Source organism: Streptomyces sp. CA189 (genome assembly GCF_056428985.1).
In genome coordinates this window covers 1-25,145 of the sequence record NZ_JBWJVM010000110.1, presented here as the reverse complement: position 1 = coordinate 25,145, position 25,145 = coordinate 1, and the positions used below count along the sequence as shown (strand labels likewise).

22 protein-coding genes are annotated in these 25,145 nt (G+C 71.5%); 11 read left to right on the top strand and 11 right to left on the bottom strand.

What is annotated here, in order from left to right; translation table 11 throughout:
- The first annotated feature begins 97 nt into the window (after nt 1-97).
- From AC061S_RS41170 to AC061S_RS41145, 6 genes are all read left to right on the top strand, one after another.
- Complete coding sequence (locus AC061S_RS41170) at nt 98-472, top strand: DUF3040 domain-containing protein (RefSeq protein ID WP_478690990.1); 375 nt, start codon at nt 98-100, stop codon at nt 470-472.
- A 463-nt stretch (nt 473-935) separates the two neighbouring features.
- Nucleotides 936-1,316, top strand: a complete 381-nt coding sequence (locus AC061S_RS41165; protein ID WP_478690989.1) for a PRC-barrel domain-containing protein — start codon at nt 936-938, stop codon at nt 1,314-1,316.
- Nucleotides 1,317-1,444: 128 nt separating this feature from the next.
- Nucleotides 1,445-2,239, top strand: coding sequence for a class I SAM-dependent methyltransferase (locus AC061S_RS41160; protein ID WP_478690988.1), 795 nt, complete (start codon nt 1,445-1,447; stop codon nt 2,237-2,239).
- 43 nt (nt 2,240-2,282) lie between these two features.
- Complete coding sequence (locus AC061S_RS41155) at nt 2,283-2,594, top strand: 4a-hydroxytetrahydrobiopterin dehydratase (protein ID WP_478690987.1); 312 nt, start codon at nt 2,283-2,285, stop codon at nt 2,592-2,594.
- Nucleotides 2,595-3,183: 589 nt separating this feature from the next.
- Nucleotides 3,184-4,515 (top strand): hemolysin family protein, encoded by a 1,332-nt coding sequence (locus AC061S_RS41150; protein WP_478690986.1) that lies wholly within the window; start codon nt 3,184-3,186, stop codon nt 4,513-4,515.
- Entirely contained in the window at nt 4,512-5,537 is a 1,026-nt protein-coding gene (locus tag AC061S_RS41145; protein WP_478690985.1) for a hemolysin family protein, read from the top strand. Before AC061S_RS41150 ends, AC061S_RS41145 begins: the two co-directional genes overlap by 4 nt.
- Nucleotides 5,538-5,588: 51 nt before the next feature.
- Here AC061S_RS41145 and AC061S_RS41140 read toward each other — a convergent pair whose 3' ends face one another.
- The 6 genes from AC061S_RS41140 to AC061S_RS41115 all read right to left on the bottom strand — a co-directional run bounded on the left by AC061S_RS41140 (nt 5,589) and on the right by AC061S_RS41115 (nt 12,323).
- Entirely contained in the window at nt 5,589-6,002 is a 414-nt protein-coding gene (locus tag AC061S_RS41140) for an FAD synthase family protein (protein ID WP_478690984.1), read from the bottom strand.
- Nucleotides 6,003-6,266: 264 nt separating this feature from the next.
- Nucleotides 6,267-9,041 (bottom strand): S8 family peptidase, encoded by a 2,775-nt coding sequence (locus AC061S_RS41135; RefSeq protein WP_478690983.1) that lies wholly within the window; start codon nt 9,039-9,041, stop codon nt 6,267-6,269.
- Between the two features lie 325 nt (nt 9,042-9,366).
- Complete coding sequence (locus AC061S_RS41130) at nt 9,367-10,977, bottom strand: phospholipase A2 (protein ID WP_478690982.1); 1,611 nt, start codon at nt 10,975-10,977, stop codon at nt 9,367-9,369.
- 191 nt (nt 10,978-11,168) lie between these two features.
- The gene (locus AC061S_RS41125; RefSeq protein ID WP_478690981.1) at nt 11,169-11,597 is read right to left on the bottom strand and encodes a transposase; all 429 of its coding nucleotides are present in this window, start codon (nt 11,595-11,597) and stop codon (nt 11,169-11,171) included.
- A 113-nt stretch (nt 11,598-11,710) separates the two neighbouring features.
- Nucleotides 11,711-11,881 carry a hypothetical protein gene (locus AC061S_RS41120; RefSeq protein ID WP_478690980.1) on the bottom strand — a complete coding sequence of 57 codons (171 nt, stop codon included), beginning with the start codon at nt 11,879-11,881 and terminating at the stop codon, nt 11,711-11,713.
- A gap of 151 nt (nt 11,882-12,032) precedes the next feature.
- On the bottom strand, nt 12,033-12,323 hold the full coding sequence (locus AC061S_RS41115; RefSeq protein ID WP_478690979.1) for a hypothetical protein: 291 nt from the start codon (nt 12,321-12,323) through the stop codon (nt 12,033-12,035).
- A 280-nt stretch (nt 12,324-12,603) separates the two neighbouring features.
- On the opposite strand from AC061S_RS41115, the gene AC061S_RS41110 reads away from it, so the two are divergent.
- A complete protein-coding gene (locus AC061S_RS41110; RefSeq protein ID WP_478690978.1) occupies nt 12,604-13,581 on the top strand; it encodes a helix-turn-helix transcriptional regulator in 978 nt (325 codons plus the stop codon).
- A 108-nt stretch (nt 13,582-13,689) separates the two neighbouring features.
- On the opposite strand, the gene AC061S_RS41105 is transcribed toward AC061S_RS41110, so the two are convergent.
- From AC061S_RS41105 to AC061S_RS41090, 4 genes are all read right to left on the bottom strand, one after another.
- Entirely contained in the window at nt 13,690-14,340 is a 651-nt protein-coding gene (locus tag AC061S_RS41105; RefSeq protein ID WP_478690977.1) for a sortase domain-containing protein, read from the bottom strand.
- A 243-nt stretch (nt 14,341-14,583) separates the two neighbouring features.
- A complete protein-coding gene (locus AC061S_RS41100) occupies nt 14,584-14,793 on the bottom strand; it encodes a hypothetical protein (RefSeq protein WP_254386784.1) in 210 nt (69 codons plus the stop codon).
- A 105-nt stretch (nt 14,794-14,898) separates the two neighbouring features.
- A complete protein-coding gene (locus tag AC061S_RS41095; RefSeq protein WP_478690976.1) occupies nt 14,899-16,872 on the bottom strand; it encodes an MFS transporter in 1,974 nt (657 codons plus the stop codon).
- Between the two features lie 125 nt (nt 16,873-16,997).
- A complete protein-coding gene (locus tag AC061S_RS41090) occupies nt 16,998-19,928 on the bottom strand; it encodes a D-alanyl-D-alanine carboxypeptidase family protein (RefSeq protein WP_478690975.1) in 2,931 nt (976 codons plus the stop codon).
- 163 nt (nt 19,929-20,091) lie between these two features.
- Between AC061S_RS41090 and AC061S_RS41085 the strand changes: the two genes are divergently transcribed.
- From AC061S_RS41085 to AC061S_RS41075, 3 genes are all read left to right on the top strand, one after another.
- Nucleotides 20,092-20,826, top strand: a complete 735-nt coding sequence (locus AC061S_RS41085; RefSeq protein ID WP_243341876.1) for a GOLPH3/VPS74 family protein — start codon at nt 20,092-20,094, stop codon at nt 20,824-20,826.
- Between the two features lie 313 nt (nt 20,827-21,139).
- Nucleotides 21,140-22,024 (top strand): helix-turn-helix domain-containing protein, encoded by an 885-nt coding sequence (locus tag AC061S_RS41080; RefSeq protein WP_243341875.1) that lies wholly within the window; start codon nt 21,140-21,142, stop codon nt 22,022-22,024.
- A gap of 184 nt (nt 22,025-22,208) precedes the next feature.
- Entirely contained in the window at nt 22,209-22,418 is a 210-nt protein-coding gene (locus AC061S_RS41075) for a DUF397 domain-containing protein (protein ID WP_478690974.1), read from the top strand.
- A 160-nt stretch (nt 22,419-22,578) separates the two neighbouring features.
- Here AC061S_RS41075 and AC061S_RS41070 read toward each other — a convergent pair whose 3' ends face one another.
- Entirely contained in the window at nt 22,579-23,424 is an 846-nt protein-coding gene (locus tag AC061S_RS41070) for a hypothetical protein (RefSeq protein ID WP_478690973.1), read from the bottom strand.
- Between the two features lie 97 nt (nt 23,425-23,521).
- Here AC061S_RS41070 and AC061S_RS41065 point away from each other — a divergent pair, with 97 nt between their 5' ends.
- Complete coding sequence (locus AC061S_RS41065) at nt 23,522-24,760, top strand: aminotransferase-like domain-containing protein (RefSeq protein ID WP_478690972.1); 1,239 nt, start codon at nt 23,522-23,524, stop codon at nt 24,758-24,760.
- Nucleotides 24,761-25,145: the final 385 nt, after the last annotated feature.

Genomic DNA, 25,145 nt, shown 5'->3' with positions numbered 1-25,145 from the left:
GAAGGGCCAAGCAAGCATGACTATCCCGAGCGACTCCAGGGGCCCGCTTGAGCCGGATGCGAGGACGACTCGCAAGTCCGGTTCTGAGGGGGCTGGAGTGCGGCAACGCACTCCAGCTACCCGACTGGACGGCCCTGAACTCTCGCAGCAGGAACTCAGGATCCTGGGCGACATCGAGCAGGACCTGCGCGCCGACCAGCTCCTGGAGCGCCGACTACGCACCCTGCAGCGCGGTATCCGCCCCTGGAAATCCCCAGGGGACTGGCACCGCCCCCAAGGGCTCGGTCTGTGCACCGCGCTGCTCGGCGTCGCCTGCGCGGTGCTTTTCGTACGGGCCGTGGCCACCTCGTCCCCAGGACTGATCTGGGCCTTCGCGGCCGTCTGGGTCCTCACCCTGACCTGCCTGCTCCTGCTCGGGATCCGGTGGTGCCGTAAGACAGCGGCGGCTTCGGCAAAGCGCGATAAGAGCTGAGGACGGCGGTGGCTGTCCTCGATACCCGTCGTCGGTGCCGCACCCCGGCTCCGTCATGACGTGCGACCGGATGGGGCTCCCTCACCTGAACCCCGGCTCCCGCGCCACTCTCGTCCGGTCGCCGTCATGCCGGGCGTCTGCCCTCGCCTATCCTCGCCATGCGCGATCTCAGCCGGTTCTACGCAGGTCAGCGGCGGCTCCCCCGGCGGTGGTGAAGGTCCAGCGACGAGAGGGTCGAGGTCGAACATCCGCCGGTGGGGATGGTCGGGGCAGTCGACCTTGGGCAGGAAGCAATGCGGGGTGATGAACGCCTGGTGCCCGCGCTGAAGCACCTCCCCAGCTACGCCGTCTCCACCCGCACCGCTGCGCCTTACAGGGGAGTCGCCGGAGCGGCGCTCGCGCGCCATCAGGTGCGGGCCATGGTGAGCAGCTGGGACAGCAGCGGCGAGCGAGGAGTGCAGCCATGGCGGACGAGGGCATCTGGGGTTACCGCGCCGATTCCGGCTACGGGACCGGAATCGATTTGATCGGATTCAAGGTCGAGGCGACGGACGGAAGCATCGGAAAGGTCGATGAGCACACGGACGAGGCCGGAGCCGGCTATCTCGTCGTCGACACCGGCGTATGGATCTTCGGCAAGCACGTGCTGCTCCCCGCCAGCACCATCCAGCACGTCGACCGCGCCGACGAGACGGTCTACGTCAGCCGCACGAAGGACCAGATCAAGGTCCTGGACCGAGGAGACAGCGCGCCGGCCCTCCAACGCGGAGACGGCTCGCCTCGCCCTGGACGAGCTCGGATCGAGGCGCCGACAGCACCCAGGGCCCCGGCCTGGAAGGCGTGATCCGACACCCGGTCCCAGTTCCGGCCTCACTCCCGGCTGTCCTGCGACCCGAGGTCCGGTGCGGTGATGATGGACGGGTGGAGGTACGGGTGGCCGAGTCGTCGGGTCCGCAGGAGGCCCGTTGCCCGATGTGCGGACGGCATGACGATGCCTACGGTGTGTCGGCGGAGTTCTACGACATCCTGCACCGGGCGGAGTACCAGCGGCACGCGGCGACGCTGGCCGCCCCCGCCGCCGCGGCCGGCGTCGGGATCGTGGAACTCGGCGCCGGCACCGGCCTGGTCACCGAGGTGCTCGCGCGCGCCTCGTCGGTACCGGTGCACGCGGTGGAGCCGGCGACAGCGATGCGCTCGGTGCTGCTCTCGCGGCTGGCGGCAGCCGACAGGTCGGTCGCCGACCGGGTGACCGTCCACGCTTGCCCGGCTCAGGGGATCGCGTACGCCCTCGAAGGGCAGGCGGACCTCGCGGTGTGCCTCCGGGTGATCGCCTGCCTGTCTCCCCTCGAGCGCCCTGCGGTGTGGCGGGCACTGGCCGCCTGGCTGGTACCCGACGGCCTGCTGTTCCTCGACCGCCCACCGGCCCGGCTGCCGGACGGCCCGCGACGCCGACTGCTGGGCGAGGCGCGGGTCGGATCCGACACCTACGCCGGCTGGCTCACCGAATGCCCCGACGGGGGACGGATCCGGTACGCCTACTCGTACCGGGTACACCGGCAGGGCCGGGTGGTGCGCCGGGCGGAGGAGACCTTCCACCTGTGGCCGATGACCTCGCGTGCGCTGGAGGAGGAGCTGGCGGACGCGGGCTTCAGGCTGGAGGCCACGGCCTCGCCGGAAGCGGACGTCCTGCGCGCCACCCGGCTGGCCTCACGGACTCGATCGTTGCCGTGCGGACCGGCACGAGGTGCGGGGCAACGGAAGCTGTGACTGCATGGGAGGGAAGCGTGGCCGAGACGGCGGGAGCAACGGCATGAGCGGACTGAGCAGAGCCCTGCTGACCGAGGACGAGATCGCGGAAGACCTGTCCCTGCTGCCGCTCTGGGCGCGCGAGGGCCACAGGATCGTCCGTGCCGTCGAGCTGGCCTCCTTCCCGGAAGCGATCCGGACCGTGGTGAAGATCGCCGAGATCGCCGAGGAGATGGACCACCACCCCGACATCGACATCCGCTGGCGAACCCTGCACTTCTCGCTCATGACCTACAGCGAAGGCGGACTGACCAGATTCGACTTCGCGCTGGCTGCACGCATCGACGGAGTGCTTTCAGCCGCCACCAGTGCCTGAGCGGCGGCTAGGGCAGCGGCCCGGTACGCGCCGCAGGAATGCCGCGAAGCCGCCCGAGATCAGACGGGTGGCGGTCCGGCGGTCCCTGGTCTGCCGCCTAGTGATGGGTGCGAGAGGCCAGGTCAGAACCCCCATATGCGTGCGCGATGCGTAAGCGGATGGGTCGGCAGCAGGCGTCACGCGCCGGATTGGGCAGCGTGACGCGTGGCGCTGACCAGGGGGTTCAGCACCACGCGGCACAGGCCGGGACCGCCCGGCAGGGATTCGATCCCACTCCTAAAGCGGGTGTCGCAGGTTCGAATCCTGCCGAGGGCACAGTGCGTAGGGCATTGGGCTGGGAGATTCTTCCAGTGAGGCGGCCTCATCGGCCCCGGACTACTCGTCCGGGGCCGTTTGCGTGTTCGGTGCGGTCCTTTGCCAGGGCTTTAAGCTGGCTTCGGGGAACATGTCCCCGCCAGGTATGCCGTAGCCGGGCCCCGGGGTCCGCAGAGTGAAGAAGGAGCAGCAGACCCGCAATGGGTGAACCTCCCAGTCCCAGCCGTGCCACGCCTTGCCCGCAGGATCAGAGTCGGGAAGCGGGGGTGGCACGGTGACCGCAGTGCTGTTGCTGCTTCTCTCCCTGGCCCTGACGTTGGCGTGTGCGGTGTTCGTCGCGGCCGAGTTCTCGCTCACCACCGTCGAGCGCAGTGAGCTCGAACGGTCCGCGAAGGCGGGTGAGCGCGGCGCCGAGAGCGCCCTGAGGGCCGCCAAGCGGCTGACCTTCCAGTTGTCCGGTGCCCAGTTGGGCATCACCGTGACCTCGCTGGTGATCGGCATGCTCGCCGAGCCTGCCGTCTCCGTGCTGTTGCGCGGCCCGCTGGAAGCGGTCGGGCTGCCCGCCGGGGCGGTGCCCACCACCGCGACCCTGCTGGGTGTGGGGCTCTCGACCGTCGTGCTGATGGTGGTCGGTGAGCTGGTGCCGAAGAACTGGGCGATCTCCCGGCCGCTGGCCGTCGCGAAGGTCGTCGCGGGTCCGCAGCGCGCGTTCACGTCCGCGTTCGCACCGCTGATCCGGCACCTCAACAACACCGCGAACCGGCTCGTACGCCGCTTCGGCCTCGAGCCGGCCGAGGAGCTGGCCTCCGCCCGTACGCCCGAAGAGCTGGTGGCGCTGGTGAAGCACTCGGCACGGCAGGGCGCCATCGAGGCCGACTCGGCCGAGCTGTTCGTCAAGACCCTGCACCTGGCCGAGCTGACCGCGGAGAACGTCATGACCCCGCGCGTCGACGTCCATGCCCTGGGGCTCGACGCCACCGCGGCCGACGCGGCGGCCCTGACGCTCGCCACCGGGCTGTCCCGCTTCCCCGTCTACCGCGACAGCCTCGACGAGGTCGTCGGCACGATCCACGTCCGCGACGTCCTCGCCCTCGAAGAGGACGAGCGGGAGGTGACCACGGTCGCCGACCTGATGACGAGTGCGCTGCTCGTGCCGCACTCCCTGCCCGTCGACACCCTCCTCGGGCGGCTGCGCAAGGCCCGCACCATGGCCGTGGTCATCGACGAGTACGGCGGCACCGCCGGCGTCGCCACCATCGAGGACATCGTGGAGGAGGTCGTCGGCGAGGTCCGCGACGAGCACGATCCGGTCGAGGCCCCCGACCTGGTCGAAGGCCCCGGGCGGGACGGACGCCGGGTGTGGCAGGCCGACGGGAGCGTTCGCCTCGACGAGCTGGAGGAGATCGGCTTGGACGCGCCCGCGGGCCCGTACGAGACCCTCGCCGGGCTGATCGCCACCCTGCTGGAACGCATCCCCGTCGAAGGGGACGCCCTGCGCGTCGGGGGCTGGGAACTGTCCGTGCTCGACGTGGAGCACCACCGCGCCGACCGGGTCTCGATCACCGCGCCCGGCGGTTCCGCGACCGACGAGGAGAAGGCCCGATGACCGCCGTCCAACTGCTGATCGGCGCCTTCACCCTGATCACCAACGCCTTCTTCGTCGGCGCCGAGTTCGCCCTGATCTCCGTACGGCGCAGCCAGATCGAACCGGCCGCGCTCAAGGGCGACCGGCGGGCGAAGACCACCCTGTGGGCGCTGGAGCACCTGTCCGCGATGCTGGCCACCGCCCAGCTCGGGATCACCGTCTCCTCGCTGGTCCTGGGCGCGGTCGCCGAGCCGGCCATCGCGCACCTGCTGGAGCCCCCGTTCCACTCCGTCGGCGTGCCCGAGGCGCTGATCCACCCGATCGCCTTCGTGATCGCGCTGACCCTGGCGACGTACCTGCACATGCTGGTCGGCGAGATGGTCCCGAAGAACATCGCGCTCGCCGCCCCGGCGCCGACCGCGCTGCTCCTCGGGCCGCCGCTGGTCGCGGTCACGCGGGCGCTGCGGCCGTTCGTCTTCGGCATCAACGCCTTCGCCAACACGCTGCTGCGGCTGATGAAGGTGGAGCCCAAGGACGAGGTGGGGTCGGTGTTCACCGACGACGAACTCGCCCGTCTGATCAAGGACTCCAGCGCCGCCGGGCTCCTCGCCCCCGAGGACGGCGAACGTCTCCAGGACGCCCTCGAACTCGGTACCCGGCCCGTCGGCGAGGTGATGGTTCCGCTGGACAGGGTCGTGACCGTCGACCACGAGATCACCCCGCGCGCCCTGGAGCGTACGGCCGCCGACCACGGCTTCTCACGGCTGCCGGTCACCGGCCCCGGCGACGAGATCCTGGGCTACCTCCACATCAAGGACGCCCTCGGCGCCCCCGACCGCACCCGGCCCTTCCCCCGTACGGCGCTGCACCCGATCATCAAGGTCGCCCTGGACACCCCGCTCGACGACACGATGACCGCCATGCGCGCGGCCGGCACGCACCTCGCCGCCGTCACCGGCAACAAGGGCACCGTCATCGGCTTCGTCGCCATGGAGGACGTACTGGAAGAGCTCGTCGGCGCCGCCCACGACCCGGACGCCTGACCGGGACCCGCTCGGCCGCCGGCTACCGGCTACCGGCTACCGGCTACCGGGTCAGAGCTGCTGCATCAGGCGGTGGAGGTTCGTGCTGGGGGCGTGCGTCGTGTTCGAGAGGTAGACGACCTCGACTCCGAGCGTGGAGAAGTCGCGCTCCCAGCGCTCGCTCCGGGGGGTGCCGCGCCAGTCGTCGCCCTTGAACAGGCGGTGGAAGCCGATCTGCTGCCAGGCGTCCAGGTTCTCGAGGGTGGGGTCGACGATGGCCTCGTCGACGCAGCTCATGGAGCTGACGACCTCGATGCGCTCGTGGAGGGGGATGGCCGGGGGGAATCCCTTGTAGCAGGAGGCCTCGTCGGTCAGTACGCCGGCCACCAGGTAATCGCACTGGGCGCGGGCCTGCTTGAGCAGGTTGAGGTGTCCGATGTGGAAGAGGTCGAAGACGCCTGACGCGTAACCGATGATCTGAGACACGGAGGTCCTCCCGGAGGCGCTGTAGCGGCCGGATAGTGATGACGGTCTGGGGTGGGAGCGATCTTGCACCATCCCCCTCCCCTGGTAAAGGCCCAGTTCAAGGACTTGGGATGGGGTCTGGCCATGGGGTGGAGATCGGGTGAGGCGGGTGGGGCTGCGTGCCGGCCCGGGAGGGGGGTCCCCCTCCCGGGCCGGTGTGGTGCGGCTGGTTCCCGGCCCTTGGGTGCCTGGCCGGCCCGTTGGGCCGGTCAGCCGATGGGCTGGTCAGCCGATCGACCAGCCGAAGGCGCCGCCGGCGGCCGGGAGGCCGTTCTGGCCCGGCTGGTGGGTGGTGACCGTGCCGGCTGCGCCGGTCCGGCCGGCCGTCGTGTTGCCCCACGGGAGGGCGTACACGGCGCCGAGCGGTGCGGCGTTGGGCACGCCGACCCGGAGCGCCGAGGTGGCGGCTCCCAGGTGGGCGCCGATGGCGTGGCCGGCCGTCGGGGTGCCGCCCAGGCCGGAGGCGTCGCCCGCCTGGATCCACTGGTCGGTGTCACCGGGGACGCCGAGCGGGTCGAAGGTCTGCACCGCGCCCGCGTCGGCGACTCCGCCGATGTCCTTGCCCGGGATGCCGACCGCGAGGACGAGGGTCGCCGCGGTGGCGGGTGCGTCGGGGGCGAGGTTGGCCAGGGCCACGCTCTGGCCGAGCCGGTCACCGGCGCCGGCCGCGCCGGTCACACCTGCGACCTCGGCGGTGATGGAGGCGACCTTGGTGACGACGCCCGCCCCGGTGATGCGGAAGGTGTAGGCCTGGCCGGCGTGGTCGACGGGCGCCGAGGCGACCGTCAGGCCCTCGCCGGGCACGCCGACCGCGAGGACGGTGTCGGTCGCGGTGCTCGCGCCGGCCGGTGCGTAGGCGACGGCGGAGAGGGAGCCGCCGAACAGGTCGCCGGCCTCGGCCAGGCTGCCGAGGAGCGGGTCGTTCTGGTTGAGCCCCACGAGGGGGGTCGGCAGGCCGCCCGCAGTCAGCTCGTGGGTGAGCAGCTGGATGTTGCCGGCGTCGGCGGCGGTGCCGATGGCCTCGTTCGGGGTGCCGATGACGATGTGGTTCGCGGAGGCGGCGATGGTCGTGCCGAACCGGTCGCCGGTCTCGATGTCGCCGTCCATGGCGGGCTTGTTCTGGTCGGTGACCGCGTTGGTGGTCCCGCGCAGGTAGTGGACGGTACCGGCGTCCTTGACGGCGCCGATGTCCTCGCCGGGTACGCCGATCAGCAGGTACGGCTGCCCCTGCGCGGTGTGGCCGGCGGCGACGGAGTGGCCGAAGCGGTCCTCCGCCCCGGGCACCGCGGACTTGATGGCGCCTTCGCCCGTGCCCTGGACCAGGTTGAGGGCGGCCTTGCCGGTGGTCAGGCCGCCTGCGGCGCCGTAGAGGACGTTGACGGAGCCGGCGTCGGCGTCCGTGCCCGCGTCCTCGCTCGGGATGCCCACGACGAGGTCGGAGCAGCCGTCCTCGTCGTGGTCGAAGGTGGCCAGGTTCTCGCCGAAGGAGTCGCCGGCCTCGGCGTCGTCCGGGACGGTGGCCAGGTCCTGGTGGAACTCGGCGGTGCCCTTGCCGCCGCCGTAGACCACGCGGACCACACCGGCGTCGGCGTCCCCACCGACGGCCGCCTTGGGGTCACCGACGACGGTGTCCTCGATGGCGTCGCAGTTGAAGTCGGTGAAGCGGGGGCGCGGCGGCGCCTGCGGGAGGTTGACCTTGAGCCGGGGGGTGACCGCACCGGTGTAGGTGATGGGCGTTCCGTCGGCCTTCAGGAGGGCTTCCAGCTCGGCGATGGTCTTGCCGGGGTGGCTCTGCCGGAGGATCGCGAGGGCGCCGGCCACGTGCGGGGCGGCCATCGAGGTGCCGTTCTTGGAGGCGAAGCCGCCGCCGGGGACGGAGGAGACGATGCCGGTGCCGGGTGCGAGGAGGTCGACGAGCGGGCCGCGGTTGCTGAAGGTGGAGAGCTGGTCCTCGTCCGTGGTGGAGCCCACCGTGAGGGCCGAGGGCACGCAGCCGGGGGCGTTGACCGCGTTCGCGTAGCCGTTGTTGCCGGCCGCGACGACGGTGGCGACGCCCTGGTTGAACAGGGTGTCGATGATCGGCTTACGGGCATCCGTGGTGCAGGCGGCCGTCCAGCGGCCGCCGCCCAGGGACATGTTCGCGGCGACGATGTTGGTGCCGGCGTTCTTCAGGGCCGAGACCTTCTCCAGTGCCTTGATCTGCGAACTGGTGAAGCTCAGGACGCAGGGGCTGGCACCGGGTCCGCAGTAGGAATCGGAGGTGAACTTGGAGAAGACCTGCATGGCGATGATGTCCGCGCCGGGGGCGACTCCGCGGGCGGGCGCTCCGGTCACGCCGGTTCCGTTGCCCGCGGCGATGCCGGCTACGTGGGTGCCGTGGGAGCAGCCGGTGCCGACCGTGGTGCAGGGGCCGCTGTCGGCGTCGGCGCTGCCGGGGCCTTCCTGTTCGGCGGTGCCGTCGGGGCACAGGCTGGTGGCGCCGTAGGCGGCGTCGGTGACGGAGAAGCACGCCTCGGCCTTGACCCGGCCCGCCAGGAACGGGTGTCCGGTCGCGACGCCGGTGTCCAGGATGGCGATCGCGCTGCCGGCGCCGGTCTTGCCGGCGGCGACGGCCGCGTCGCTGCCGATCTTGGCGGTGGACTCGTTCAGCGTCGGCTCGACCGGGACGTCCTCGGTGACGCTGACCACGCCCGCCATCGTGCTCAGCGAGTCCAGGCCGGACCGGTTCACGCGCAGGGTGACCATCGGCAACGTGTCGTAGGAGACGAGGACTTCACCCGCTTCGGAGGCCGAGGAGAGTTCCGACAGCCCATCGAGGAGGACGTTGACGCGGACGGTGCCGCCGTCCTGGGTCTCGTCGAACAGCGGCGGGTCCACCGGGCCGGCTTCCTCGGCGAACGCCGGGGTGGAGCCCGACAGGGGGTTGGCGCCGACCGGTATCGCGGTGAGCACCACGGCTACCGCCGAGGCGGCGAGCGCGACCCGCATGGATCTCTTCACTTCGTGTCTCCATGGGAGGGGGTGGGGAACGGGGAGGGGTGTGGCCATCGGGCGCGGGGGGAAGCGCGGCGGAGCCGAAGGGTCAGGCGGGGGGGAAGGCAGGGGGTCAAGCGAAGGGGTCGAGCGAAGGCGCAGACGACGGCGAAGACGCAGGCGCGGATGAAGCTGGAGCTGGAGCTGGAGCTGGAGGGTCAGGCGAGGCCGCAGCCGAGAGCTGCAGGCGGGAGACGTAGGGCCGGGCGGCCGAAGATGTCGGGCGCCCGGCCCCTACGGAGTCCGCTGAACGGTCCGTCAGACGATTCGCCGGAGCGAATCAACGGGACGATCAGGTGGCGTTGGCGCCGTTCTTCGGGTGCCCGAAGGTCAGGACGGCGAGGTAGTAGTTGCGGGCCAGGCTCTTGCAGGTGCCCTGCTTGTACCAGGCGTAGGCCGGGCAGGTGTTGTAGCGCAGCAGGTTGTAGAACGCGACGTCGGTGGCGATGCCCTTGTTGCGGTCCAGGTAGTAGCTGTAGCCCTTGTAGGTGTTGCCGATGGTGCCGTAGCCGTAGTCGTGCGCATCGCACGCGGCGCGGAAGTCGAAGCCGAGGGGCCGGTCATACGAGTCGGTGCAGTGGTCGCCGTTGACACCACGGACCCAGGAGCCGGTGGGCGTCTGCTTCCAGGACGGCCACTTCCAGCCGTAGTGGGCGACTGCGGTGGTGCAGTTGCCCCAGTACCGGATCCACGACTCCGGGGAGGAGCAGGCGCGCGGGTAGGCCTGCGGGTCGGTGATTTCCCCGTTGATGAAGTTCTCGGAGGGCGGGCTGACCCCGTCGGGCTGGGCCTGGCCGGGCGCGATGGAGCCGGCGTCGGGGATGGTACCGCTGGTCTCGGTGGCCTGCGGGGCGGCGGCGTCGCCGCTGAACGTCAGATCCCAGTTGCCGCCGGCGCCGCTCGTCAGGGTCGAGAGGCGGTCGTCGCCGTCGTAGGTGTAGGAGCTGAGCTCGCTGCCCTCGGCCGGGTTGGTGACCTCGCGGAGCAGACCGGAGGCCTCGTAGGTGTAGCGGGCCAGCGTCTGGACGGTCTGGCCGGTGGTGACCGTGATGTCCTTGACCTGGCCGGCCACGTCACCGAGGGTCGTGCCCGACGCGGTGGTCGCGGTGGCGTACTTCACGGCGAGGGACTGCGCGGGGGCCTCGCCGCGGGCGGGCTCGCTGACGGTGGCGACGCGGCCCTGGGCGTCGTAGGAGATCGCGGTGGCCTTGTACGCCTTGTTGCCGACGCTCGTGACGCGCCAGGTGTCACCGGTACCGGACGCCTGCTTCCAGGTGTACGTGGGCTTGAGATCGGCCGCCGGGATGGGGCTGCCGTTCGCGCCGACGGGGACGTCGTCGCCCTCGACGGCGGCGGCCAGGTCGAGGTTCAGCGTCTCGGTGATGCTCGACTTCATCTCACCGGCGAGGTCGTCCCACGTCACGTTCTCGACCAGGGTCGAACCGTCGGACGACTTGTAGGTGTTGATGCTGCCGCCGCCCGGACCGTCCATGGACTCGGTCAGGTCGTAGCGGGTGGACGAGTTGCTGTCCAGGTCGGTGGTGGTGATCGCCCCCGAGTCCTGGACCAGCGTGCGGTTCAGCTCGCCGCCGACGAACTCGGCTTCCCAGCTGGGACCGAAGACTCCGATGTCGGAGCGGGTCGCGGGTGCGTCCTGGGCCTGGGAGATCCCCGACGCCTGGCCGGCGACGGTGTGGGTACGGCCCATGAGGCCGACCGCGACGTCGTTCTCGAAGACCTGGTAACTGTCGGTCGCGGACTGGTACATGCCCGGGCCGATGTTCTGGATCTCGCCCGCCGCGAGGGGCGCGCTGGGCACCTCGTCTGCGGAGGCCGAGAACTGCTGCGGGAGCAGCATGGCCATGGACATGGCGGCCACGATGGGGAGCGCGGATCTGCGCACGGTAAAACCTCTCGATGGGTGTTCGGTTGGGGTACGGAAGTCTGTGTTGGTGCCTGCGGGCAGGGCGGGGGCAAGGCTCTGCCCAGGGGCACGGCTGTGCCATGGGAGTGGCAGAGGGGGTTCAGGTGAGGGGCGGGACGAGGACCGGGCCTGTCGACCGGAACCGGAAGGTGCCGGGTCTGGTGGCGCGGTCAGGCAGCCCGGGCCCGGAGGTGTGTAGGGCTCGTACGGTCTGTAGGGCTCGTATGGTCCGTACGGGCCGTGAGTTCGGGTCGGACCGGGAGATCAGGCCGGTCCGTACGGTCCGTTCGGCGGGACCGTGCCGCCTCGGCGACGCGTTCGGCCCAGTCGCGTACCGGTGCGGAGATGTGGGGCGTGGCCCGGACGGTGGCCTCCATCCGGTCCCACAGGTCCTCGTCGCACCACTGGCCGAACCGCCGGTGGGCGTTCTGCCAGGAGACGGGAAAGGACTTGGGCAGTGCGCGCCAGGATTCGCCGCTCACCAGGACGTACAGGACCGCCGCGAACACGGCCTCCTCGTCCGCCCTGCGGGTGCCGCCTCCTTGGGGGCGGACCGTACCGGTGTCGAGCAGGTGCCGGGCGAGCGGCCAGAGGGCCATCGGGGACAGCCAGGCGAATCGGCCGGTGGTGCGGGGAAACGCTCCCCGTCGGGCCGGTGCGGTCACCATCGGTGTCTCGCGGGCCCTGTATCCGCCGGACCGGAGTCCGGTGGTCAGCTGTCCGCTCCGTCGATGGTCACCGGGGCAGAGTCCCAGCGCCAGTCCGCCTGGTACGTCACACCGTCCGAACCGGTGATCTGCGCGGCGACTCCGGAGACGGCTCCGGTGAGGAGCGCGGTGGCGGTGACGACGACGAGCGTGGCGGCCTTGAGACGGCTGATCATGACTGGAGTCCCCCGAGTTGTGCGGCGTTTCCTGCTGACGTGATCAAGGTTGCCGCAGGTGAAGGGGGTGAACCAGGGTTCTCGGGTGTCCTGGACCCGACATGTCCTACACAGGACAGCGAGTGCTCGGGGCACCCAACAGGCCAGTTCTTCAGGCCAGTTCGTCGACGACCAGCAGCGGCACCTCGGCCCTCATCAGGGTCCAGGCGTCGGCCCCGCCGACCCGGCGCGCGGCGTGGTTCCAGGCCATCGCCGCCCAGTGTTCGGCGGTGCGGAGGTCAGGGGCCTGGAGGTAGAGGCCGAGCACCGGGTCGCCCTCCGCGGCCACGTGCCGTACGGCCAGTTCGACCGCCGGCTGGACCTCGCAGAGGACGTCCTCCACGCCGGACGGCAGATCGCCCGCCCCCTGCGGGGCCCTCAGGTGCAAGTGGACCAGATACATGAATCCTCCCGATTTACTGTCGTGTCCTCTTCAAACATGCCATGTCGTCCGGAACTCTGCCGAACCGGGCGGAGAGGGGGGTGAACCGGCGAACCGTCATTGCCGCATTCGTCAGATCGGCCGGATATCTCCACCCGATTCCGTGCCGTACGCACTTCGATCGCGCAGCCGAGCAAGCTAGCCTGACGCACGTACGCAGGGCATGTGAGCTGCGGCGATATGCCATGCAGGGTCTTCCAGGGGGTGGGCGACAATGTTCGGTCGGCTAGAACTCGATGACGTGACCGCATCGGTCTACCGGAGCAAACTGGCACATCCCCGGGACGGTGTCCTGGAGCTGGCCGAGCGGCTGGGCCTGACCCCGGACGACGTACGCCGTTCACTGGCCCGGCTCAGCGAGATGGCGCTGCTGCGCGGCGGCGAGGGCGACCCCGAACAGGGCCGCGCCATCGATCCGCAGCTCGCCCTCCAGCTCCTCCAAGCCCGCCAGCAGGCCGAACTCGCCGCCCAGCAACAGCGCATGGAGGCCACCCGGGCCGCCGTCGTCGACCTGCTGGCGGAGATCGCCGACTCCACACCGCAGGAATCCAACAAGTCCGGAATCCGGTACCTGGAAGGCATCGACGCGATCCGGGACCAGATCGAGCTGCTGTCCGCGGAAACCCGCTCCGAAGTGCTGTCGTTCGCCCCCGACTCGCAGATGTCGCAGGCGAGCATCGAGGCGGCCCGGCCGCTGAACCTGCGCAACGTCGAGCAGGGCATCGTGATGCGGACCATCTACCTCGACAGCATCCGCCACGACAACAACGCGCGGGAATACGCCACTTGGCTGGAAAGCATCGGGGGGCGCATCCGCACCAGCCCGGTCCTGCCCAACCGCCTCACCATCGTGGACCGCCGCAGCGCCCTGGTGGCCGTCGACGCGACGAACACCGCGGCCGCGGCGGCCCTGGTCACCAGTCCGGGCCTGATCTCCCTGCTGGTCACGCTCTTCGAGCACATCTGGGAGGCCTCGACCCCGCTCGGGCCGACGGCGGCGCCCTGCGAGCCCGAGCTCCTCACCCGGCAGCAGGCCGCGATACTTCAGCTCATGGCCGAGGGACGGACGGACGAATCCATCGCCCACAGCCTGGGCGTCTCCACGCGCACCGTGGGCCGGGCCATCACCGGGCTGCTCACCCATCTGGGCGCCCGCAGCCGGTTCCAGGCCGGAATGCGCGCGGTCCAGCACGGATACCTGTCGCACTCCCCCCACTGACACGAGGCATCGCCTTCCGTTTCTGGCCACCGCTGGCCGCCGACGATAGGCCGCCGCCCCGCACACGGGTCAAGGAACTGTCTCGGGTGGTCGGGTGGCCTGGCGGGATCACGCCACCAGGTCGGCGTAGAGGATCACGTTGTTGGTGCGGTGGCCGTTCTTGATCTCGCCGCCGCACGTCAACAGGCGCAGCTCCGGGCGGCCGGTGTCCCCGTAGACCTTGTCGGTCGGGAAGTCCTTCTTGTCCACGTCCTCGATCTCCCGGATCGCGAACCTGGCTGTCTTCCCGTCTTCGCGCTCCACCTCGATCAGGTCACCGAGCTTGATCTTCTTGACGTTCTTCATCACCGCGGGCCCGTACTTCGTGTCGAAGTGCGCGACGAGGACGGACGCCCCCTTCTCGCCCGGAGTGACGCCCCCGGTCCACCAGCCCGGATGGTCCGCGTCGGTGTCCGCGTCCGGCACGCCGAGCTCGCCCGTCGCCGGGTCCACCGCGAGGTCGACCATCTTCTTCGCGTCCACGCCGGCCGCGTCGATCTTCATACCGGTCGGCTTCGACCCCGGGAGGGCGGGCGCCGCCCCGCCCGCGGGAGCGGGGGCCGCCGTGCTGCCCACCTTCGGGTCCGGCGGCAGGTCGGCTCGGCCGCCGGTGCCGGAGGCGGTCCCCGTGCCGGTACCGCACGCGGTGAGGCCGGCGAGCACGGATACGGAGACGGCGACGGCAGCGGCAGCGGCAGCGGTACGGAAGGTGGCGCGCACGGGTGTTTCCCTCGGGTCGGCGTCGCCCGTGGTCCCGGTGTGCCCTGGCGACGACCACGACGTTACGAGGGCAGTGTCCGGGTCATCCGTCGGCGACGTAACAGCCGACCGGACGCCGCCCCGCGAAACCGTTAAGACCGCCGGCAGGCACCGGCAGGCAGCACGCAGACGAAAGCCCTCCCGGCCGAAGCCGGAAGGGCACGCATCACGACAGGGGGGCGGGCTCAGCCCTCGGCCCCGCCCTCAGCTGAGGCCTCTGCTGCGCTCGCCGATGCGGTCGCCCTGCGGGGTCCCGGCCCGCTTGAGTTCCGCCTTCGTGTGCGCTCCGCCCTTGACCTTGCTCCGGACCGGACCGGAGAAGCCGTGCGCGTGCTGCACGGCGCGGGGCAGGTGGGTCGCTTCCGCGGCCTTCGCGACAGCCGCCTGGAAGTCCTGCTTCTGCTCTTTGCTCATCCCGTCGTCACTCCCTAAAAAGACTCGGGGCACCCAATCGGACTACTGGGATCGTATGCACATAAAGGGCCCAACGCACCCGGACCGGACGTAAAAAATGGTTGATCAAGGGCGCGGCGGAGCCGGGCGCTCCGGCGGCCCCAGCACCTCGTAGAGCAGATCGTCCGGACAGGGCGTGCCCCGCGGAAGCTGGTACTTCGCCGCGATCCGGTACTCCCCCGGCACCGGGGCCAGCAGCTCCGTCCACTCGTCCCCGGTACCGTCCGGGGCCGCCTTGAACAGGCACCCGGCCGTGTTCGCGTAGACCTTGGGCGTGACGACCGCGCCCTTCGGCGCCGCCTTCCCGGCGGCCTTCGAGGCCTCCGTCTCCTGCGGCGGCTCCACGGGCTTGCCCGCGCCGTCCACCAGGCCCAGCCACGGGGAGTGCGGGATGCGCACCAGCACCCGGCCGGCCTGCTTCACGTCGACGACCAGCTGATCGGCGCTGGCCCGCACCACGGTCGCGGGGCCGGCGACCAGGTTCGTCGGGTCCGTGACCTTGAAGAGCTGCCAGTTCGCGTCGCCCCACACCTGCTGGAGGTACGGGAGCCCCTCGCGCACGAGCTTCGCCTCGTCCCGCCCGCCCTCATCGGGTTTGTCGGCGGGCAGCACCACGTAGTGCACGGCCCAGCGGTCCAGCCACTCGCGGTAGCTGCCGGCCGTCAGGGTGTCGTCGTAGAAGAGCGGGTTGCGCTCCAGGTCGGCCTGCCGGTTCCAGCCGCGCGCGAGGTTCACGTACGCGGGGAAGGCGGAGGACTCGCGGTGGCTGCTGGCCGGGACCACCTCGACGCGGCCCCGGTCGGCGCCCGCCTTCTGGAGCTGGTCCACCAGCGGGGCCAGCTCCCGGCTCCAGGAGGCCAGCGGGGTGGTGCGGACGATGTCGGTGACGCTGTTGACGGTGATCCAGGCGGTCACCCCGGTGAGTGCGAGTACCAGCCCGTACCAGCGGCGCGTGCGCCGCGGGGACCCCGAGAGGCCCGAGCGCGGGGACTCGTACGGGAGCGCCGCGAGCAGCACGACCCCGCCGAACAGCATCGCCAGCCGGGTCACGTTCGAACCGACCTGGGAGTCGATCGCCCAGGTCAGCGCCACTCCGAGGGCGTAGATCGCGGACGCCGTCCGGACCGATTTCCAGCTCTTCGGTACGAGGAACAGCGCGGCCAGCGCGCACGCGAAGGGCAGCGCCGCCGAGATCAGCTTCATCGGCTGGGTCCCCGAGAAGGGGAACAGCCAGGACGACAGCCCGACCACCGCCGCCGGGGCCAGCCCCAGCGCGTACGCCCCGGGGCGCCGGCCGTTCAGGAACAGCGCGGCCGCGATCACCCCGAGGAACAGCCCGGCGACCGGGCTGGAGGCGGTGGCGACCGCCGCGAGCGGAGCCGCCACGGCGGCCTTCGCCCAGCGCCGCTCGGCCCATTTGCGGGGCCAGCAGAAGACGGCGGCGACGGCCCCGAGGGCGAACATCGCGCCGAGACCGAAGGTGACGCGGCCCGACACGGCGTTGCACAGCAGCCCGTACACCCCGGCCAGGGCGGGCCACAGCGGCTCGCGGACGGCGCCGCGGCAGCGGGTCAGGATCATCGCGAGCAGCCCGGCCGAGACCGTACCGGCGATCATCATCGTGGTGCGGACGCCGAGCACGTGCATCACGTACGGCGAGACCACGCTGTACGAGACCGGGTGCATGCCGCCGTACCAGGCGAGGTTGTACGCCGAGTCGGGATGGCGGCCCACGAACTCGGCCCAGGCGTCCTGCGCGGCGAGGTCGCCGCCGCTGTTGGCCACGGCGAAGAACCAGATCAGGTGCAGCAGCCCGGCCAGCGCGGTGGCCACGGCCACGGGGTGCCGGCGGGCCCAGCCGAGGGCACGGCGGACCGGCCCGGGGGCGGCCTGGGGGCTCGGGGCTTCGGGAGCATCGCGGGCTTCGGGGGCATCCGCGGCTTCGGGGGCTTCGGGAGCCCGGGTCGGAGCCCCGTCCCGGCCATGGCCATGGCCGGGCCCCCGGCCCTGGCCCTGCTCCTGCCGCTCAGCGGTGGTCACGCCGACGTACTCCCCACTCCGGTCCCTCGGGTGCGTCCCTCGGTTCGTAGACGCGGCCCGGCACCCCGGGGTTGCCCCGGGGCGCCGGACCCGCTCCGCGCTCGTGCGCGGCGTCGGCCGACGCGTCAGCCGACGCGCGTCAGCTTCTTGCCGATGCCGGGTGCGGCGAGGTCGCTCTGCAGCGCCACCGGCACCTTCACCTGGCTGGCGCCCTCGCCGACGGTCAGCACGCCGATCTCCGAGCCCGCCGTGGCGGTCTGCGGGAGCTTGGCGGCGCCGTCGGCCAGCTTGATGGAGACGGTGAGGGTCGGCCAGCCGACCGCTTCCACGTCGGCGGTGGCCACGACCGGGACGCGGGTCCCGAGTCCGTCGTCCACGTAGCCGACGACATGGCCCTTCTTGACGACGGGCGCGGCCTTGAGCAGCTTCTGCGTGGCGATCATGACGTTCTTGCTCGCCGCGATCGCCGTGTCGAGGATCGGCACCCCGTGCTGGCCGAGGACCGCGCCGACGATGAGCTGGTTGGTCTTGCCGACCTTCTGGCTGGCGGCGAAGAGCAGGTTGCCGCCGGCCTTGGTGGTGGAGCCGGTCTTGATGCCGAGCGAGTTGTTGGCCGGAATGAGGGTGTTGTAGTTCCGCCACTTCTTGTTGGAGGGGTCGACCCACTCCCCCATCCTGGTGATCGCGATCAGCTCCGGCATCTCGACGATCTTGAGGCCGAGCTTGACCTGGTCCTCGGCGGTACTGACCGTGGTCGCGTCCAGACCCGAGGGGTCCGTGTACGTCGTGTTGGTCATGCCGAGTTCCTTGGCGGTGTCGTTCATCTTCTTGACGAACGCCTCCTGCCCGCCGTCCCAGCGCGCGAGCAGCCGCGCGACGTTGTTGGCGGACGGGATCATGATCGCGGCGAGGGCGTCGTACTGCGAGATCTTGTCGCCCTCCTTCAAGTTGTTGACCGTGGACTCGCCCTCGGTCTCCTTCTTGCCGTCCTCGACCGCCGTCTTGTCGACGGGGATCATCTGGCCCTTCTCCCCCTTCTTCATGGGGAAGTCCTTGAGGATGACGTAGGCGGTCATGGCCTTGGCCACGCTGCCGATCGCCACGGGCTTCTGCTCGCCGAAGCTGCCGACGGGGCCGAGGCCGGCCGCGGCCACGTAGGCCTGGCCCTCCTTCGGCCACGGCAGGGACGGCGCCCCGCCCTCGAAGGTGTACGAGGTGTTCGCGGTCACCTTCAGCGTCGGCGTGGGCAGCGGACGCACGAGCTGGACGACGGCGAGGACCACCGCGAGGAGCACGAGGATCGGCGCGTAGATCTTGAACCGCCGCACCGCGGTCCGGGCCGCGCTCGGCGGCGGGGGCGGGTTGTTGGTGAGGTCCGCCAGCATGTCGAGGGGCGGCTTGGGCGGCAGCGGCTGCTGCGTGGTCCGCTCCGGGGACTCCCGCGTCACGGGGGGCCGCACGCCGGCGGGTGCCGGAGTCCGGGCCTGAGCCGGAGCCTGGCCGGCCGCGCCCCGCGGAGCGCCGGGGGCGGGGGGCGCGCCCGGGGTGGGCCGCGCGGGCGCATCGTCGTTGCGCAGCGGTACGAAGGTGCTCGCCCGCTCCCCGCCGACGGCATGCGGGGGCACCGGCTGGCCGGTGCCGGTGCCGGTGCCCTGCCGGGCCGCTTCCGGGTTGGCGGTACCGGGCTTGATCGCCCGGAACACGGCGGTCCGCTCGCTGTCGACGGGCTCGGCGTCGGCCGGAGCGGCCGGAGCCGGGGGCTTCACCGCCCGGAAAACGGCCGTCCGCTCGCTGTCCTCCGCCTCGCCGCCGGGGGCGGTACCGGGCTTGACGGCCCGGAACACGGCGGTCCGCTCACTGTCGACGGACGCATCGGAGCCGGACCCGGACCCGGGGGCGGCCGAAGAGGCCGGGGCACCCGGCGTCGGCGCGGTCGTCGTGCGGAACGCGGCGGTGCGCTCACTGTCGGCGGGGGCGGCCGGGGCGGTCGCGGGCTTGTCGGCCGGTGCCGAAGCGGAACCCGCGGGGCGGTCGGCGGCGGCCGGCGGCGTGACCGTACGGAACACCGCGGTGCGCTCACTGTCGGCCGAGCCGGCTCCGGAAGCGGAACCAGAACCGGAACCGGAATCCGCGGTCGAGCCCGTACCAGCCGGAGCCGCTCCCGTGCGGAACGAGGCCGTACGGTCGCTCCCGGCCGGTCCGGCGGCAGCCACGGGCTCCCCCGGGGCACCACCCGAAGCGGAACCAGCAGAGCGGACGGCGCCGGCCGGAGGTGTCACCGTACGGAAGTTGGTCGCACGCTCACCGCCCGCGGGCGTGGCCGAGGAGTCTCCCCCGGAAGCGGAAGCGGAAGCGGAACCGGGAGCGGGCGAGGAAGCGGGAGCAGCGGCGGAACCGGACGGTGCGGGCCGGTCAGCGGCCGCCGGAGGCGTCGCCGCGCGCGGCTCGGCCGTACGGCCGCCGTCCGCGGGAGCGACTGCGGGCTGGGCATCCGAGGCCCCCGCACGCCCGGCAGGGCCACCCCCGGCACCGGACGAAGCGGCGGACTCGCCGCCCGCACGCCCGGAAGCGGAATCACCGGAAGCAGCGGAATCGGCCGCCGGGGGCGTCACGGTGCGGACCACCGCCGTGCGCCCGCTCTCGGCCGACGCGGCAGCGGGACCACCGTCCTCAGAACCCGAATCGGACCCCGAACCGGAATCCGAAGCCGACTCCGAACCCGCGGCAGCGGCAGCCGCGTCCGCGGGCAGGGCCTTGAAGACCTCGGTCTGCGCGCCCGGTGCGGCCGGCACGGCCTGCTCGTCGGACGGCTCGTCGGACGGCTCGTCGGACGGGTCGTCGTCCCCGGAGGGCGAGGGCTCCGCCGTGGCCACCCACGCGGCCACCGCTTCCCGGAGCGGGTCGCGGTCCGCGGGCCCGTCCTCCGAGTCCCTCGGACGGAACAGCGACGCCCTCGGATCACGCCCCTCGGACGACTCCGCCGTCCCCGACGTTCCTTCATCAACCGACTTGTCGGGGGACTCGCCCGCCACCAGTTCCTCCTCGATCGCCTTCACGTCCGGCTGTCCGAATGTCTAACAGTGTCCCGTCTAGGGGGCATCGCCCCCGTGCTAGACGAGAACGACATAGCTGATGGTTCCCCCACAAAGCGGCCAGGCGCTCTCGACAGATGAATGTGAGAGGCGTCACCCTGTCACTCATCCACGCGGGGAGGCATGGATGGGCAAGAGCCGCAGAACGATTCCGGAGGAGCTTTTGCTGCTCGCCTTGGACCCGGCCACGGGTACCACGGCGCAGCCGCAGTCGCTCGACCTCGGCCTGGCCGGGGCACAGCTAGTGGAGCTGGCTCTGGCAGGACGGATAGCCCCTGATGGGGATCGTATCGCCGTGGTGATGCCACGGCCGACAGGAGATCCGACTCTGGACTCCGCACTGGAACTGCTGCGCAGGCGCGGCAGCCCGGTTCGGGCGGTCCACTGGATCGGCGGACCCCGATTGGGGCTCCGTCAGATTTACCTCGCTCACCTGGAGCGTTGCGGCATGGTCCATGCCGTCGCGGGCCAGATGTGCGGGGTGCTGCCGACGGTTCGCTACCAAGCGACCGACACAGCGATCAGCCGGGAGATCCGTGGCCGGCTGGACAGTGCGATCCGCACCGGCGTACCGCCGGACCCGCGGACCGCGGCGCTTGCCGCACTGGCCCACGCGGTCGGACTCGGCAAGCACCTGTACCCCGGCAACGAGGGGCGGTCGTCCAGGTCCCGGCTGCGGGACCTGATCCGGCACGACCCGATGGGCGGACTGGTGGCTCACGCCGTCATGGACGTCCAGAACGGCGTGGCCGCACAGCCGCGCCGCGACCGGGCACCGGCCCAGCCCGCCCGGGCAACGGCGGCAGCCGTTCCGCTGCAGCCGCGCCGGACCGGTGCGATGGCCCGCGCGGCCGCGCACTGATCCACCGGCGGGGCACGCCGCACGGGCGGTACAGGGCAGGACAGGCGGTACAGCAGGACCGGCACCACCCGCAGGACCGGCACCACCCGCAGGACCGCAGCACACGTAACGCCATCACCGTGGCCGACGTCCCCAGGACCCGGCCCGGAAGCCGCCAGCGCGCGGGGTGGCGAGGCCGGTACGCCGGCCCCGCCGCCCCGCGCGTTTGCTTTTCCGGGCCGTTCCCCAGCGAGGTCACACGCTTCGGTGGCAGTCTGCTCACCATCAGACACGCAGAGAGACAGCACGAGAAGAAGGCGGAGGTGCCGTTCACGTGGCGTCCAATGTCAATCCCACCGTCCGACGCCGCCGACTGGGCATGGAGTTGCGCAAACTGCGCGAGGACAAAGGCATGACGGCCGAGCAGGTCGCGGAACGCCTGCTCGTCTCCCAGTCGAAGATCAGCCGGCTGGAGAACGGCCGGCGTTCCATCAGCCAGCGCGACGTCCGCGATCTGTGCGACGTCTACGAGGTCGAGGACAGGCGGCTCGTCGACTCCCTCATGCAGATGGCCAAGGATTCCCGCCAGCAGGGCTGGTGGCACGCCTTCGGCGACATCCCGTACAGCGTCTACATCGGCCTGGAAACGGACGCCGCCAGCCTGCGCACGTACGAGCCCCTGGTGATCCCGGGGCTGCTCCAGACCCCGGAGTACGCCCAGTCGCTCGTCCGCGGCGCGTGGCCGGAGACGGCTCCCGTCGACGTGGAGAAGCGCGTCCAGGTCCGGATGCACCGCCAGAAGCGGCTCCACGAGACCGAGAACAGCAATCCCGAGATCGGTCCGCTGCGCCTGTGGGCGGTCATCGACGAGGCTGCCCTGCGACGGCACGTGGGCGATGCGCAGCTCATGATCCGGCAGCTCGAGTTCCTGATAGAGCAATCGGAGAAGCCGCACGTCACGGTCCAGGTGATGCCGTTCTCGGTGGGGGCCCACCCGGGCGTCAACGGCCAGTACGCCATTCTGGAATTCCCGGACGCCTCGGACTCGACGGTCGTCTACATCGAGGGCGTGACGAGCGACCTGTACCTGGAGAAGGCGAACGACGTCCAGAAATACAGCGTGATGTACGAACATCTGCGTGCTCAGGCCCACAACGTGGACCAGACGCGGCAGTTCATCGCGCAGATCATCGAGGACTTCGCGGGCAAGGGAAAATGATGTCCAGCGAAAAGGCCCGTACGGTACACCGTCACTCCCCGGCCGCAGAAGGCCTGAATGGAATATGCCACTCGGTCGGGTGAACGCCGCCTTCGCGCACCGGGAGCTGCGGGTAGCGTCGATCACGTCAGCCGGAGCAATGGCCGACATGACACCGGAACCACTCGCTGAACCGGAGAGAAACATGGCTATTCGTCAAGGTGCAACGGAAAACTGGACCAAGTCCTCGTACTCCGCCAACGGCGCCTGCGTCGAGGTCAAGTCCCCCGTCATGGAGGCCATCGCGGTCCGCGACTCGAAGGTGCAGGACGGCCCGTCCCTCACCTTCGCGCCCGGCTCCTGGACCTCGTTCGTCGCCGAGGTGACCGAGGGCCGGCTGGGACACCTCGCCTGAACGTCGAGACGCCCCTCCCGACCACCGTCACACGATCCGCGCCACCAGCACCACCCGCACCACCCGCACCACTGACTGGAGCCCTCTCGACCGGCCCGCCGTCGCCTGCCGAGGGGGCTCGGCCATGCCCGGAGGCCCCCGAGCCCCCCGGACCCCCCTCCTACCTCAGCTGGTCGACGTACCGGTCCGTCCCCGGCACCGTCGGGATGAACGGCGCCACCAGCTCCACGCGCCCCAGCCCCGACTCCGCGACCTCCGCATCCAGCCCCTGGAACCGGTCCCAGCAGTCGCGCGGGTCGGCCTCCAGGAACCACAGCAGGGTCAGCCGGGTGTCGACCCCCTCCACCTGCTTCACGTACGTCATCCGGTCCCCGGGCAGCGGCGTCGGCCGGAAGACCGTGACCATCGCGGCCGGTGAGCCGGCCAGCCGCTTCGGCAGGGCGCGCGAGCGCAGCCACTCCAGCAGCTCGGCCCGCCGCTCCAGGCCCTCCGCGTCGATGACCTGCACCACGAGCCCCCCGTACGGGTGGTCGAGGGCGTGGAAGTCACGGGGGCCGGCGGCGCCGTCCCGGTAGACGGTGGCCTCGTGGTCCTGGAACGCGGTGAAGACGTGGGTGCGGTCCTGGTAGACCCGGCCGTCGCGGTTGAGGCGCTTGTTGATGCCGACGGTCCACTTCATGTGCTCGTCGTAGCGGCCTTCGGTGACCCAGTACGTGGAGATGTAGCACCCGGCGGTCACGGGCTGGGCCACGGCCGACTTCTCCGGGTAGCGCAGCTCCTGGAGCTCGCGGGTGGCGACCCAGCGGCGGCCGGCGTACATCCAGGGCATGGCCATGGCACCGGCGTAGTAGTGATCGTCCTCGTACCAGCGGTTGTACGCGAACTCGTGGCCCGGGTGCGGTTCGACCATGGTGATCAGCGCGTGTCCGGGGTGGACTCCGTAGGGGCCGACCGAGGCGAGCTCGGCGTAGTCGTCGGCCCGGGTGTTCCGCTCGTCTGCTGTCATGGGAGACGGTCTAGCTGATGTGCCGTCAGATGGGGAGCCCCTGAGGGCCGTTCACCATCCGATACATAGATGCCGTCTACACCTTCCCGCCGCTACGATGCCCGCACCCGCCTCCCGAAGGAGCCCCGTGCCCGCACCCGCCTCCGCACCCGCAGCCGCCCACCCCCACTCTCCTCCGCCGCCCTTCGCCGCCCGGATCCGTACGACCGCCCCCTCCGCCGTGCGCGAGATCCTCGCCGTCACCTCCCGGCCCGGCATGATCTCCTTCGCCGGCGGCCTGCCCGCGCCCGAACTCTTCGACGCCGAGGGCCTGCGGGCCGCGTACGACTCCGCCTTCGCGCGGTCCGGCCGCCGCGCCCTCCAGTACTCGACCACTGAGGGCGCCCCCGAACTGCGCGCGGCGGTGGCGGCGCGGCTCACCGACCGGGGGCTGCCCACCACCGGGGACGACCTGCTGATCACCACCGGCTCGCAGCAGGGACTCGGCCTGGTCACCACCGCGCTGATCGAGCCGGGCGACGCGATACTCGTCGAGAACCCCACCTACCTGGCCGCGCTCCAGGGATTCCAGCTCGCCGGTGCACGCGTCATCCCCGTCCCCTGCGACGACGAGGGCATCCTCCCGGACGCGCTGGCGGAGCTCGTCGCCCGCGAACGCCCCAAGCTGCTGTACACGATCCCCACCTTCCAGAACCCGACCGGCCGCACCCTCCCCGCCGACCGCCGCGCCGAGATCGCGGCGCTCGCCGCCCGGCTCGGACTGTGGCTGCTGGAGGACGACCCGTACGGAGACCTCCGCTACGAGGGCCGCGCACTGCCCTGGCTCGCCGCGCACCCGGGCGCGGAGGACCGTACGGCGCTCCTCGGCAGCTTCTCGAAGGTGATGGCCCCCGGGCTCCGGCTGGGCTGGCTGCGGGCCCCGGCCGCGCTGCTGCGCGGGGCGGTGCTCGCGAAGCAGGCCGCGGACCTGCACACCTCGACGGTGGACCAGTTGGCGGCGGCGGAGTACCTGCGGACGGCGGACCTCGACGGGCACGTGGCCCGGGTCCGCGACGCGTACCGGATCCGACGCGACGCCCTCCTGTCGGGCCTGGCCGCCGCGCTCCCGCCGGGCTCCACGTGGAACCGCCCGGAGGGCGGCATGTTCGTCTGGGCCCGCCTCCCCGAGGGCCACGACGCGACGGCCCTGTTCCGCGCGGCCACCGCCCGCGGCGTCGCCTTCGTCCCCGGCGCGCCCTTCTTCGCCCGTGACCCGGACCCCCGGACCCTGCGCCTGTCGTTCACGACGCACACGCCGGAGGAGATCACGGAGGGCCTGACCCGCCTGGCCGGCTAGCCTCCCAGCCGCTCGGCACCCTGCGGGGACCGTCCCCTACCCGCCCTTCCACCGTTCCCAGGGCTCGACCCTGACCCGGTCCTCAAACGCCGAACGGGCTGAATGCGGGGTCCCGGGCTGCGCCCGGACCCCCTGGGGCTCCGCCCCAGACCCCGGTCCTCAAACGCCGGACGGCTGAAAAGCCAAACCCCGGCGGCTGAAGAGACCCAAGGCCGGACGACTGAAAGGGCCCAACACCCGGCGGCGGAGGAGACTCACCCTCCGGCGGCGCGGTCGGCGGCGGCCCGGGACGGGGACGGGGGCGGGGTGGGGTGTCGGCCGGGACGTAAAGCGTGATTTGTGGCGCAAGAGGCGCCTCCCCTGTCAATGCACAGCACAGGGCGCC

Coding starts and splice junctions, on each gene's coding strand:
- AC061S_RS41165 (WP_478690989.1), top strand. CDS start 936: ATGGCGGACGAGGGCATCTGGGGTTACCGCGCCGATTCCGGCTACGGG.
- AC061S_RS41160 (WP_478690988.1), top strand. CDS start 1,445: ATGTGCGGACGGCATGACGATGCCTACGGTGTGTCGGCGGAGTTCTAC.
- AC061S_RS41155 (WP_478690987.1), top strand. CDS start 2,283: ATGAGCGGACTGAGCAGAGCCCTGCTGACCGAGGACGAGATCGCGGAA.
- AC061S_RS41145 (WP_478690985.1), top strand. CDS start 4,512: ATGACCGCCGTCCAACTGCTGATCGGCGCCTTCACCCTGATCACCAAC.
- AC061S_RS41125 (WP_478690981.1), bottom strand. CDS start 11,597: ATGGCCCTCTGGCCGCTCGCCCGGCACCTGCTCGACACCGGTACGGTC.
- AC061S_RS41120 (WP_478690980.1), bottom strand. CDS start 11,881: ATGATCAGCCGTCTCAAGGCCGCCACGCTCGTCGTCGTCACCGCCACC.
- AC061S_RS41115 (WP_478690979.1), bottom strand. CDS start 12,323: ATGTATCTGGTCCACTTGCACCTGAGGGCCCCGCAGGGGGCGGGCGAT.
- AC061S_RS41100 (WP_254386784.1), bottom strand. CDS start 14,793: ATGAGCAAAGAGCAGAAGCAGGACTTCCAGGCGGCTGTCGCGAAGGCC.
- AC061S_RS41085 (WP_243341876.1), top strand. CDS start 20,092: ATGGGCAAGAGCCGCAGAACGATTCCGGAGGAGCTTTTGCTGCTCGCC.
- AC061S_RS41075 (WP_478690974.1), top strand. CDS start 22,209: ATGGCTATTCGTCAAGGTGCAACGGAAAACTGGACCAAGTCCTCGTAC.
- AC061S_RS41070 (WP_478690973.1), bottom strand. CDS start 23,424: ATGACAGCAGACGAGCGGAACACCCGGGCCGACGACTACGCCGAGCTC.
- AC061S_RS41065 (WP_478690972.1), top strand. CDS start 23,522: ATGCCCGCACCCGCCTCCCGAAGGAGCCCCGTGCCCGCACCCGCCTCC.